The 12,598-nt window shown below is 43.9% G+C and carries 12 protein-coding genes; 4 read left to right on the top strand and 8 right to left on the bottom strand.

Annotated features, from left to right (window positions below):
* Positions 1–609: 609 nt before the first annotated feature.
* Both C234_RS0110210 and C234_RS0110200 read left to right on the top strand, forming a co-directional pair.
* Positions 610–1,578 (top strand): HAD family hydrolase, encoded by a 969-nt coding sequence (locus tag C234_RS0110210; RefSeq protein ID WP_027325683.1) that lies wholly within the window; start codon positions 610–612, stop codon positions 1,576–1,578.
* 381 nt (positions 1,579–1,959) lie between these two features.
* Complete coding sequence (locus C234_RS0110200) at positions 1,960–2,724, top strand: DeoR/GlpR family DNA-binding transcription regulator (RefSeq protein ID WP_027325682.1); 765 nt, start codon at positions 1,960–1,962, stop codon at positions 2,722–2,724.
* 83 nt (positions 2,725–2,807) lie between these two features.
* On the opposite strand, the gene C234_RS0110195 is transcribed toward C234_RS0110200, so the two are convergent.
* From C234_RS0110195 to ribD, 8 genes are all read right to left on the bottom strand, one after another.
* Positions 2,808–3,041, bottom strand: a complete 234-nt coding sequence (locus tag C234_RS0110195) for a DUF2007-related protein (protein ID WP_027325681.1) — start codon at positions 3,039–3,041, stop codon at positions 2,808–2,810.
* Between the two features lie 61 nt (positions 3,042–3,102).
* Complete coding sequence (gene murI / locus C234_RS0110190; RefSeq protein WP_027325680.1) at positions 3,103–3,951, bottom strand: glutamate racemase; 849 nt, start codon at positions 3,949–3,951, stop codon at positions 3,103–3,105.
* 103 nt (positions 3,952–4,054) lie between these two features.
* Entirely contained in the window at positions 4,055–4,570 is a 516-nt protein-coding gene (locus tag C234_RS0110180) for an OmpH/Skp family outer membrane protein (protein WP_027325679.1), read from the bottom strand.
* A 55-nt stretch (positions 4,571–4,625) separates the two neighbouring features.
* Positions 4,626–5,141 (bottom strand): OmpH/Skp family outer membrane protein, encoded by a 516-nt coding sequence (locus tag C234_RS0110175; protein ID WP_027325678.1) that lies wholly within the window; start codon positions 5,139–5,141, stop codon positions 4,626–4,628.
* Positions 5,142–5,165: 24 nt separating this feature from the next.
* A complete protein-coding gene (locus tag C234_RS0110170) occupies positions 5,166–7,814 on the bottom strand; it encodes a BamA/OMP85 family outer membrane protein (protein ID WP_027325677.1) in 2,649 nt (882 codons plus the stop codon).
* A gap of 32 nt (positions 7,815–7,846) precedes the next feature.
* The gene (locus C234_RS0110165) at positions 7,847–8,581 is read right to left on the bottom strand and encodes an isoprenyl transferase (protein ID WP_027325676.1); all 735 of its coding nucleotides are present in this window, start codon (positions 8,579–8,581) and stop codon (positions 7,847–7,849) included.
* A gap of 56 nt (positions 8,582–8,637) precedes the next feature.
* Complete coding sequence (gene bamI, locus C234_RS0110160) at positions 8,638–10,038, bottom strand: BamI family beta-barrel-assembly machinery protein (protein WP_027325675.1); 1,401 nt, start codon at positions 10,036–10,038, stop codon at positions 8,638–8,640.
* Positions 10,039–10,170: 132 nt separating this feature from the next.
* Positions 10,171–11,217, bottom strand: a complete 1,047-nt coding sequence (gene ribD / locus C234_RS0110155; protein WP_034537427.1) for a bifunctional diaminohydroxyphosphoribosylaminopyrimidine deaminase/5-amino-6-(5-phosphoribosylamino)uracil reductase RibD — start codon at positions 11,215–11,217, stop codon at positions 10,171–10,173.
* 53 nt (positions 11,218–11,270) lie between these two features.
* Between ribD and prmC the strand changes: the two genes are divergently transcribed.
* Positions 11,271–12,119: a peptide chain release factor N(5)-glutamine methyltransferase gene (prmC, locus tag C234_RS0110150; RefSeq protein WP_027325673.1), complete on the top strand. Its 849-nt coding sequence runs from the start codon at positions 11,271–11,273 to the stop codon at positions 12,117–12,119.
* Positions 12,116–12,586: a regulatory protein RecX gene (locus C234_RS0110145; protein ID WP_027325672.1), complete on the top strand. Its 471-nt coding sequence runs from the start codon at positions 12,116–12,118 to the stop codon at positions 12,584–12,586. The genes prmC and C234_RS0110145 overlap by 4 nt, the downstream gene beginning before the upstream one ends.
* Positions 12,587–12,598: the final 12 nt, after the last annotated feature.

The following is a 12,598-nucleotide window of genomic DNA, read 5'->3' as shown; positions in this document are numbered from 1 at the left end:
AAAAAAAAGATGGATCAGCTACCGCGAGAAAGCCATCAAAGAGGTTGTTGCTTAGGAAAATATCACTAACTTTGCATTGACCGACAAAGAATATCCTACACAACCACAGGTCGAGGGGCAAGAAAGGAATCATACCCTGAGATACTCTTACTGGTTATTGTTTGATATTTTTTAAAGTCAACCTAAATAGCAAATAGCCAAAAACGAGCGTCAACTTGTAATAAAAATAAGTATTAACTGAGTCAACCCACTTTGAAAATAAGCCGTAAAGTGGTCAACTAAAAACATTAAACCACACCGAATGTTGCAAAGGCTTATGAGTTCCGGAAGTTTCCCGCTGATGAAACAAAAGTTTCCCACTGATGAAACAAAAGTTTCCCACCGGGGAAACAAAAGTTTCCCAAGCGGGAAAATAAAGTTTCCCTTCGGGGAAACAACCTTTTTTATTTTATAGATTGAGGCTTCACTGCCGGACTTTATGATTCGGGTTCCTTTCTCCACGTTGGAGAGCATCGCCCGCAAGGAGTTTACCGGGAGAGATTGTTATTCAGGTTCCCTTTTCTTTTTCGGCGGAATCTGCATTATTATTAATTCTTAAATATTTTAGTTATGAAAACATCTAATTTAATTATGCGGACAGTGTCGTTGACATTTGTTTGGGTATTGGTCGCTTCCTTGCAATTAGAAGCGCAGACATTTCGCTACAAACCTATCAAGGGATTTACAGAGGCTACGAATGCTAAGTTGGAAGCTTTCATGGAATCTACCGTCACCATGAACATCCGTAAAGTGGCTGTCTTCGATTGTGATGGAACACTGTTCGGACAATGTCCGTACTATCTGGCAGATGAAGCGTTGTATAATTATGCCAAAGTGAATTACGAAGGAAAAACCGATGCTCTTTCGAAAGAGAAGATGAAGATTATCGATCAATTGCTTCATGGCGACAATGTGGGGGTTGAGTACGTTCAGAATCGTATACGCTTTCTGAGCGGATTGACACCTGAAGAGATTAAAAATATCGGGAACGATATGTTTCATGCGAAATATCAGCATAAAATGTATCCTGAGATGAAAGCCCTTATTGAGAATTTAAAGAATTTTGATTTTGAGGTCTGGATTGTTTCCGCTTCACCGGAATTGCTTTACCAGCGTTTTTGCAAAGAGCAATTGGGCTTTTGGGAAGATCGGATTCTTGGAGTGAGATCTTTGGTGACTGCCGGCAATGTTGTTACAGACAAGCTTGTCTTCCCTGTGCCGCAAGATGAAGGTAAGGCTGAAGTGATCAACACTTTTATTAAAACGGCCCCCCTCTTTGCAGCAGGCAATAGCCGCGGTGATATGGAAATGATGAATACGTCCGTAGGTCTGAAGCTCATTTTGAATCCGGATGATAAAAAGATAGAGAAAGTGATGGGCGATAAAACCGTGAAACAATACTGGGAATCCGATCCGAACTGTATTATAGAATATTCGAACGATGTTCCGCAAGGCGGCTATAAATATGTGACCGGCGAATGGGGAGTGAAAAAAAACGCGGAGAATCCTAAGGCGCATGAGGCGGTGGTCTCGTATTAGCCGTAGACCGCTGTATTCTTAGTTGGTGAAGAATCCATTCAAGTAAATGAAGCGGGCGTTTCGTACCGGTATAACGTCTGTTCGGCCGGCTTTTTGTGTCCGCTCTTGTTGAAATGGTTCTTCAAATTCCAATGAACAGACATTGATCTTCGGACTTGTATGTTGCAATCTATTTTTCAATGACTTTGTATAGAAAGAGTTGTTTCTCGATGGTTTTCACATGGTTTTCGTCATTGTTTCTCCTTTACGAAGAGACTGAAAATTTGTTAAATAAACGTCTGTATTTGCCTGTTCATTGGAGCTTTAACAATAAATAATCGTAAAAAATATGTATATAACGTGTAATTAATCTAACTTTGTATTCTAATATTTTATTTGGGTATGAGAAATGCGATTCAAAGACATAAATTCATCTTGGAGCAATTGAAAGAAAAAGGTTGCGTAAAGGTGCTGGAATTAAGCGACCAACTTAATGTTTCAGAGGTTACTATCCGAAAAGATCTTCAATATCTGGAAGACCGTAAATTGCTGATACGCTATCACGGAAGCGCAAGTACCCCGAATTTGTTGATCTCAGATACGCATATCGATATCAAAGAGAAGTTGCATACGGAAGAAAAAGAACGGATTGCCAAGGCTGCCAATAAATTGCTGAAAGCCGATGATAAAATTATCATAGCTTCCGGAACCACTCTGCTGGCTTTTGCCAAGAATATCGAAATACAAGGTAACCTGACTGTTATAACCTCAGCCATAAAGGTCTCTTTGGCGCTTTGCTACAGCCCCAATATCGAAGTCATTCAGCTGGGAGGCATTATGCGTAAGAGTTCGGCGTCCGTCATAGGACATTTTGCGGAGAATATTCTCGAAACATTCTCTTGCAATAAGCTGTTCATCGGAGTCGACGGGATTGATTTGAATCACGGCTTTACTACAAGCAATGCGAACGAATCTTATATCAATCAACAAATGATCGCCGCTGCGGACGAAGTGATTGTGCTGACCGATTCTTCCAAGTTTGAGAAGAGAGGATTCAGTAAGATATGCGATCTCAATAAAGTCAGCCGTATAATTACCGATACCAATGCTCCTGCCTACATGGTAGAGGTGCTCAAAAAAAGAGGAATTGAGATTATTTTAGTATGACCGACTCTTCCCTGCCGGAGCCTTTTCTATGGCAAAGGCTTCTTTTGAAGCATTGCTCAATGTGTATATAAACGGATTTCCTGTCAGTCGTTGTCTTTCTCTTTATTGCTTTCAATAATCTTATTGGCGGTCTCGTATTGATCTTCGGTAACCAACAGGGATACTTGCGGATCTATATAAGGAGCTATCGCTCCTAAGTTGCCGTCTTGTATCACACACGGAACTCCATGGCTTTTCAACAATCCTTTAATGACTTCGGCTTCCCACAGAGAGCCGTTGAATACCTCAACCGACTTGGTATATTTTTCTTCTTTCATAATCCATAGGTTTTATTACTATATAATATAACAGTGGGAAGTAAGAAAAAGATTAGCGATTTTATGTTTTTTCGATAGAAATACGCTTTACACTGATGGGTTGGTTTAAGAATATCGAGGCCGATTCGCTGAACTTCTCTTCCGCCTCTGTGGTATAGAAAAGGCAACCCCCTTTTTTCGTGCACCGGGCATCCATCTCCGGATGTCTGTTCAGATATTCTTTAAGGCTTTCGGCCACATATTCTCCTTGCGAAACGATGCGTATAGGTTGCGGCATGTATTGTCGGATTTTGGGAAGGAGCAGAGGATAATGAGTACATCCGAGAATTACCGTATCTATTTCCGGATCTTTTTGCAGCAGTTGGTTGATGTATTTCTGAATAAAATAGTCGGCGCCCTCTTCTTGCGACTCATTGTTTTCTACCAGCGGAACCCACATCGGGCAAGCTACGCCATTGACGCGGATATCCGGAAACAACTTCTGAATTTCGAGCGGATACGATTCGGATTTGATGGTGCCTGCCGTTGCCAACACTCCGATATGCCGGCTTTCTGTGATGCTGCCGATACATTCCACAGTAGGGCGGATAACTCCGAGCACACGGCGGTTCGGATCGATATCGGGTAAATCGTTCGTTTGAATGCTGCGCAAGGCTTTGGCGGAAGCTGTGTTGCAAGCCAGTATCACTAAATGACATCCCATTTCGAACAGTTTGTCGACCGCTTCTAACGTAAACTTATATACGATTTCGAAAGAGCGCGACCCGTAGGGAGAGCGAGCGTTGTCTCCCAAGTAGATATAATCATACTGCGGCAACGCCTCTCTTATCTTATTAAGGATGGTCAATCCCCCGTATCCGGAGTCGAACACACCGATAGGTCCCGGTGCTTGAGGCAAACTGTTTTTCATGAGACTTTATTTTGTGAGCACAAATTTATATGAAAAAAGAGAAGGAAAAAAGGATATTCGCATATCTTTTTCCTTCTCTTACCAGATCTTTTTTATTTATCTTTTACTTAATACCTAATTGATTTTTAACCTTGTTGGTTAAGTTAGTGCTTTGTGATTCGTTAATGTAGGGAATAGAAGTCCTGGCAAGGTCGAAGATATATATTACTCCTTCGGAAACTCCCACAGCCTTAATCGCATCGTCCAGTTTCTTATAAATAGGAGTCATCAAGTCTGCTTGTGCTTTTTGCATTTGCTGCGCTGCGTCCTGTTGGAATTGCTCTTGTCTTTGAGCCATATCTTGAAGTTCTTTCTGTCTTCTTTCCGCAATGTTGGCAGGAAGCGAGTCTTTGGATATTGCCTGTTGGAATTCTTGATATTTTTTATTGAATTCGTCTTGCGTTCTTTTCAGCTCGTCGGTCAGTTGTTTTTCCAAAGCTTGAAGGTCATTTTGCGCTTTTGTAAACTCAGGCATTACGGTAATGATTTCCTGCGCATTGATATGACCAAACTTAAAGTTCTGTGCAAATACACTCATCGGGAGTGCAAGCAAGATAAAGATTGTAATTTTTTTAAGCATAGTTCTATAAATTATTTGAGTGATTTTAGTTTTTTCTCTCTGCAAATGTATGAAATTAATTTGAATATCCTAATCTTCTTAACACCAGATCGCTAATGTCGATACGGGGCGTGGCGAAAATAATCCCCGACGCCGATGCTCTATCCATAATCATAGAGTATCCGTGCGACTCTGATATTGCTTTTACCGCTTCATAAATATCGTCTTGGATAGGAGTTATCAGCCTGTCTCTCATTTTTGCCAATTCGCCTTCCGGACCGAAATATTTGCGTTTCAGTTCGGCGGCAGCCTTTTCTTTAGCTACGATTTCATCCTCTTTCTTTGTTTTCTGGGATGCGGAAAGGCCGGATGCTTTTGATTGATAATCTTGAAACATCTTCTGAGCCTCTTTTGCCAGAACTTCCACTTCATTTTGGTATTTTTTCGTGGCTTGTTGCATTTGTTCGTTTGCACGCTGATACGCGGGAATTTTTTTAAAGATATATTCCGTATCAATCAGTGCGAATTTCTGTGCGCCCGCTGTCAGACTGATGACAAACAGCAGCATGATGGATAGAATGGATTTTCTCATAACGTTTAGTTTTTTGGTGATACATTAGAATTCTTGTCCCAAGATAAAGTGGAACTGGCTTCCACCGTATTGTTTGGCGCCATTGATTTTGTCGAAACCATATCCCCAGTCGATACCCATCATTCCTATCATCGGAAGGAAGATACGGACACCCACACCTGCGGAGCGTTTCAAATCGAACGGATTGAATTTTTTGATGTCATGCCATGCGTTACCTGCTTCCAAGAAACCCAATACATAGATATTTGTACTCGTTTCAAGCATCAGCGGATATCTTAATTCGAGACCGAGACGCGTATAAGCATATCCTTCCTGGCGATAGGGCGTTAAAGAACTGTTTTCGTATCCGCGCAAGGCTATGCTTTCCGTCGCGTAACTTGAGTATCCCGTCATTCCGTCGCCACCCACGTCGAATGTGCCGAAAGGAGATTTCTTATATTCATTGTAGTGCCCTACCATACCGAACTCGGAACGCGTCATCAGCACAAGGCATTTGGGATGTGCCATGTAATCCATCAGCGGAGTATATGTTTTGGCTTTGAACTTCCACTTATGATATTCCACCCATTTATGAAGCTTGTTCATATTGTCCTGGGTAATGCTTCCGTCTGCGTTGTAGTATCCTTTATAGTCCTTCCCGTCGAAAGCAGAGTAGGGAGGAGTAAGTTGCAGCGATAAAGAAAAGTCGGACCCTACACGCGGGAAGATCGGATTGTCGATGGAGTTGCGTGCCAGCGTCAAAGTAAGGCTCAAGTCGTTACATTTACCATTGGTTACCGGGAAATACTGCCAGTCTTTCAACGTATAGCGCTGATAAGCCAATTCGGTGGAAAGCGTAAAGTAGTCGTCGGGCCATTTCAAACGCTTACCCCAACCTACGGAAAGCCCCCACATCTTGATGGATTTGTCCGGGTCGTAATAATTCTCGTAGTTGTTGTAATTGCCGTAATTATACATACCATAGCCCCCATAGCCGCTATACATGCTGTTGTAGTAGTTGTTGAAATAGCTGGAGTTATAGTAACGGCTGCTGATATCGGTCTGTATGGAGAAGAAAGCCGAAACCGAGAATGAGTTCGGGCGTTTTCCTCCAAACCAGGGATCGAAGAATGAGATGCTGTATGATTGATAATACTTCGCATTGGTTTGTCCGCTGATGGTCAACGTCTGTCCGTCTCCCTGCGGTAAAATTCCCCGATAATTCTCGCCCGGGCGCAATAAGTTGGCTAACGAGAAGTTCGTAAACTTCAGGCTCAGCTTACCGATAACGCCTGTCTGTCCCCAGCCGGCGGAGAATTCTATCTGGTCGTTGGCTTTCGAAGTTAAAGGCAGACCGATATCCACCGTACCGTTCATGCCGTCCGGCTGAATGTCGGGCTGAAGTTTTTCCGGGTCGAAATGCCCCATTTGCTGAATTTCGCGCAAAGAACGCATCAGGTTTTCCTTACTGAACAACTGTCCCGGACGAATACGGAGTTCGCGGCGTACCACATTCTCATACAAGCGGTCGTTACCGCTGATTTTAATCTTATTGATGGTTGCCTGTCTTCCTTCCGATATTCTCATTTCGAGGTCGATAGAATCTCCCACGATGTTCACCTCTACGGGGTCGAGATTGTAGAAAAGGTAACCGTTGTTGTAATACAAGTTGCCGATGGCGTCGTCATCGGTCGATATCCTTTCGTTCAGCAACTTCTGGTTGTACACGTCTCCTTTCTTCATGCGGAGAAGATAGTTCAGTTCTTCCGAAGGGTAAAGAGTGTTGCCCACCCACGCTACATTACGCAAGTAGTATTTTTGTCCTTCATCGATGTTCAGGTAAACATTGACTGTTTTTTCATCATAGGAAGATACGCTGTCTTCTACAATCTTCGCGTCGCGATATCCCAGCTCATTGTATTTGTCTATGATCAGTTGTTTGTCTGCTTCATAATTTTCAGGAACAAATTTCTTTGTGCGGAACAGATTGCGAAGTTTTCCTTTTTCATTGGTTTTCTTCATTACCCGTTTCAGTTTGGAGGCTTTAATGGCGTGGTTTCCTGCAATCTGAATCTCGTGTACTTTTATTTTTTCTTTTTTGTCAATGTTGATATCCACTATCACCTGATTATCGCTCGAAGCGTCGTCTCTTTGCGTGATATTCACCTCTGCATTTTTAAATCCTTTGTCGTTGAAGTAACGTTTGATCAGGGTCTTGGCACGGTCTACCGTATTCGGAGTGATTTGCATTCCTTTCACCATTCCGAGTTTCCCTTCCAAATCAGTACGTTCCGACTTCTTCACGCCGTAGTAATGTACATCCGCGATACGCGGCCGCTGTGTCAATTGAATTCTTAGCCAAATCTTGTTGTTTTCTATCTTTTCGGCTGTAATGCGGACATTTGAGAATAACCCGTGTCGCCAATACCGTTTGATGGCTCCGGTTATTTCATCTCCCGGGACTGTTATGGTTTGTCCCACAGACAGGCCCGATAATCCTATTAATATGTAGTCTTCATAATTCTTTACTCCCTCAACTTTGATGTCTGCTATTTCATACTTTTTGGGTGTACCCGAGTATAGAATCACAGGAGTAGAGTTGTCATCAATATTGGAGTTTTGCGCAACTCCTGTCGGTGCAAAGCCGAACAGGCAGATAAACGTAGCGAATATAAAGGATGTACGATAATGCATTTATATTATTAATTTGATGTTTCGAAGTTATACTAACTGATTTGTTCACTTGTTTTTCCGAATCTGCGTTCCCTTTGCTGGTACTCGTAAATCGCTTTCCTAAATTCTTCTTTATCGAAATCAGGCCAAAACGTGTCGCAGAAATAAAGTTCTGAGTAAGCGCATTGCCATAATAGGTAATTGCTTAATCGTATTTCTCCTCCTGTTCGGATCAACAAATCGGGGTCTGGCATAAAACAGGTTTGCAAATGAGAGCTTACAAAGCTGTCTGTGATTTGTTCGGGTGAGATTTTACCGGTTTGGGCAAGCACTGTGATCTTACGTATTGTTTCGGTTATTTCCCAATGCGAAGAATAGCTGAGCGCCAATACCAAAGTCATGGCGGTGTTGCCGGCAGTGTATGTTATGCACGACGACAAGCTTTCTTGCACCTCGACAGGCAGTTTTTCGAAATCGCCGATGACACGGAAACGAATGTTGTTTTTCATCAGAGTATCCTGTTCGATAGACTCCAAGAGCAGATTCATTAAACCGGTCACCTCTTCCTGCGGACGATTCCAGTTTTCTGTGGAAAATGTATATAAAGTAAGGAAGTTAATTCCTAAACGCGCTGCTTCTTCAATAATCGTATGTACCGTTTTGGCACCGGCTTGGTGTCCATAGGTACGTTCTTTCCCTTGTAGTTTGGCCCAGCGTCCGTTGCCATCCATTATAATGGCTACATGCCGGGGGATTCGATTTTTGTCTATTTGTTCTAGATAGGACATCTGCTTCTTTTTTGATTTTCCTGAAAAACGAATTCAACCGATTATCTTCTATCTTCTTAGCGGCGGCTGTGAAGAAACCACAAACTGTTCAAACGACCGCGCCAAACCTGGCTGCGGTGGTCGATGTTGTTTTCTGCGGCAGCTACATTAGATGTGCTGAACAGTACATATATATAATCTTTTTCAGTATCATGTATAACAGAGAAGTTGGTACGTCCTTCGAATAACGATTTCCCGGTATTTATCTCACCCTTATTCTGATGGGGAAATGCAAATTTAGGATTTGCAGGACTCCAGCTTACACCTTCATTCCTAGAGGTATATATGGATTTGAATTCATCGCCCCAGATGTAAAGTTGATTGTTGTAATGAAGAATTACAGGATGTTCGAACTCCGGACAGTAACTTACGGGGTTTGTTGCAGGGCTCAGATCGGTCCATATATTCCCGTCGTATCCCCATACAATGGTGGTGGTTGTTTCCGGATCAATGGCTACGGAAGGAAAGTGTTTGCCCACTATAATATTATAGGTATTGCTTTCTTTTTTAATGGTAGTGTACGAAAAGTCTTCCGTCGGGAAGTTTGCGGGCAGTTTTATCTTTTTTTCTGATTCTTCCGAGAAACTTTCCGCCACTTCGCATATATATTTTTCTTCGTTTTCTTCTTTGATGTAAGTCAACTTGCGGTCTCCTTCGGGACCTTCCCATAGTGACACCAAAGTACTGATGCTTCCTTTTATCTTATCAGACTCTTTCCATGAAATGCCATCGGCAGACTCGTATACCTTGTTGGCGAAAGAGGCAAGCAGGAGCTTCTCTTCATCGAATGCGATGATGGAGGTGGGCAGTCCGTCGGTGATGCCTGTAGTGGCTTTGCCGCCGTCCCATTGTTTCAAGTCATTGCTTTGGTATACTTTCAGCGTGTTGTTTACAACAGAGTAGAGGTAATATCCGTTTTTGAAACGTACGGTTTTTTGCGCGCCGGTAATTTCGTCTTGTATCTTTCCGATGTAAGTCCACAGCAGAGAGTCGGGGTCGTGCTTATGACGGCGCACGTCTACTTTGTACGTTTTTTTGTTCTGCATATCCGGCGCGTAGACTGTAAAGACAACAGGCTTTCTAAGGTCGAACGAATCGGAAAGGTTGATTATGGAGTCCTGCCCGCTTTTGTCTTTCATCGTTATGATTCCCGATGCGGTAGCCATTTTTTTTATCAGAATGCGGTCGACGATGGTGTCTGCATGGACGGGAATGGAGTCTTCGTTGTAAATTTCCCCTTTCATCTGGTCGATAGTGAATTTATAAGTAATCCCGCGACCTATGGTGTCGAGCTCGAATGCGTGTATTGTCGCGTCCGAACTGTATTCAATATTATTCTTATCATTGTCAAGGCATGACGTTATGACGAACGATGCTAGGAAGAAGCTCGCAATGATTGATAAAAACTTTATTTTCATTTGAAAGATTGTGTTTATTTACAAGTTGCAAAAATAGGAACATTTTTCCCGATATTGTACATTCCCGATAAGTTTTATATAAAATTATAGATAATAATGCTGTTTTTATTGGCATAAAACATGCAAAATCGGTTATTTAACGTTGCTTTCATTGGTGTAATGCAAGAACATTCTTCCAAAATGATTTTCGATGAAGCAGTTTGCCGGCGAATGTATATCGGGCGCTTTTACGCCGCCTTTTAGCAGTTGCGGACATTTTTCTACGAACGCTTCATCCCACAGCCCGTCGTTGATGAACGTATCGAGCAGTTGTCTGCCTCCTTCTATTAAAACAGATTGGATGTTCCGCCGATAGAGATGCTCCATGATTTGGGGTAGAAGACGTTCGTTGAAGTCCACCGGGATGTAAGTGACGTTCTCTCTGTCGGGGGCTTCACGCCCTGAAAAGACCAAGGTAGGGACATCTCCGTTGAAAATCTCCAAGTTTGCGGGAAGAGACAGGCTGCGGTCTAAAACAATGCGTATGGGATTGCGCCCGTGCCAGTGGCGTGTGGTCAATGAAGGATTGTCGAGTTGGGCGGTTCGTCTTCCTGTCATAATCGCGTCGTTTTCGGCTCTTCTTTTATGTGTCAGCATGGAAGTAAAAGGAGACGACAGTATGACCGGCCTTCCGCCTGTGCGTTCCCGGTCGATGAAACGGTCTGCCGATTCTGCCCATTTAAGGGTGATGTAGGGGCGACGGAGCGTGTGGAAAGTAATGAACCGTCGAATCAACGCCTTGCATTCTTGCTCCAAAACTCCGACTGTTACTTCTCTGCCCGCGTCGCGCAATTTGTCGATCCCTCGTCCTGCGACTTCCGAGAAAGGATCTTGACACCCTATTACGATGCGGGGAATTTGCTTTTCGATGAGCAGGTCGGCGCAGGGAGGCGTTTTCCCGTAATGGGAGCAAGGCTCCAGACTGACGTAGATTGTCGACCGTTTCAGTAAAGACGGGTCTTCGACAGACCGTATTGCGTTTACTTCGGCGTGTGCGCCGCCGGCACGAACGTGGTATCCTTCGCCTATTATCCGTCCGTTGTGAACGATGACAGCTCCTACCATGGGATTGGGCGCGGCGTTGTTCCGCCCGTTTTGGGCAAGTTCGATGCAACGTCTCATATATTTTTCTTCTTCCATCGGTGTGCTTCGTTTTATTTATTCTTATTTTTGCAAATCAAATATACGGAATAATGAATCAAATCACCGCTTACATCCGCCAGTCATTGCAGGAACTTTATCCGCCGGAAGAGCTGCGCGCTCTTTTGATGCTGATCTGTTGCGATATGCTGGGACTGAAAGCTCTTGATATTTACATGGGCAAAGATATAATTTTATCTGAAAGCAAACAGCGCGAATTGGAAAACATTGTTTCCCGGCTGCGAAAGAATGAGCCGATACAGTATATTCGCGGGTATGCGGAGTTTGGCGGAAGGAGTTTCCGAGTGGCTCCCGGTGTGTTGATTCCTCGTCCCGAGACAGCGGAGTTGGTAGATTTAATTGTACGGGAAAATCCGCAAGCCGCTCGTTTGCTCGATATCGGAACGGGTAGCGGATGTATCGCAATCTCTTTGGATAAGAGGCTGCCGGAAGCGGCAGTGGACGCTTGGGATGTTTCGGAAGACGCATTGGCTGTGGCTCGTGCCAACAATAAGGAGTTGGAGGCGAACGTAGCTTTGAAGAAGATCGATGTGCTGTCCGATGCGCAAACCGAACCGGAGTGCGAGGTTCCCGTTTACGATGTCATTGTAAGCAATCCTCCTTATGTGACCGAGTCTGAGAAGCAGACGATGGAGCCCAATGTCCTCGAATGGGAACCGGAGCAGGCGTTGTTTGTTCCCGATAGCGACCCTTTGCGGTTTTATCGCAGGATTGCCGCGTTGGGGCGAAAGATGCTGCTTCCGGAAGGGAAGCTGTATTTCGAAATCAATCGCGCTTACGGACGGGAAACCGCCCTCATGCTCGAAGGGAGCGGATACGGGAATGTACGTGTGATAAAAGATATGTTTGGGAACGATAGAATGGTTGCAGCAGACTTATGAATAGACAAATGACGGAGAATGAAGCATTGGTGCGTGCCGCTTCGTATTGCTCGGCATCCGAACATTGCCGGGAAGAAATAAATGAAAAGTTGCGGCGTTGGGGAATCGCGCCCGATGTGGCCGAACGTATAATGGATAGGCTCGAAGCCGAGAAATATATAGACGACGAACGCTTTTGCCGCGCTTATGTCAACGATAAATTCCGCTTTTCCAAGTGGGGGAAAAAGAAAATAGCGCAAGGGCTTTATCAGAAGAAAATCCCGGCGGAAGCAGTGTGTCGTTATCTGGACGAGATCGATGACGAGCATTATTTGTCGGTGCTTCGCGAGTTGTTGCGTGCCAAGCGAAAAAACGTCCGTGCGGAAAACGAATATGAACGGAATGCCAAACTAGCGCGGTTTGCGATGAGCCGGGGATTTGAATGGGAATATATCAGGCTGTGTATCGACTTGAAAGAAGAGGACTGAAAGATACTGCTT

The organism is Bacteroides pyogenes DSM 20611 = JCM 6294, from assembly GCF_000428105.1.
Taxonomy (GTDB): Bacteria; Bacteroidota; Bacteroidia; order Bacteroidales; family Bacteroidaceae; genus Bacteroides; species Bacteroides pyogenes.
This window is presented reverse-complemented; position numbering and strand designations above follow the sequence as displayed.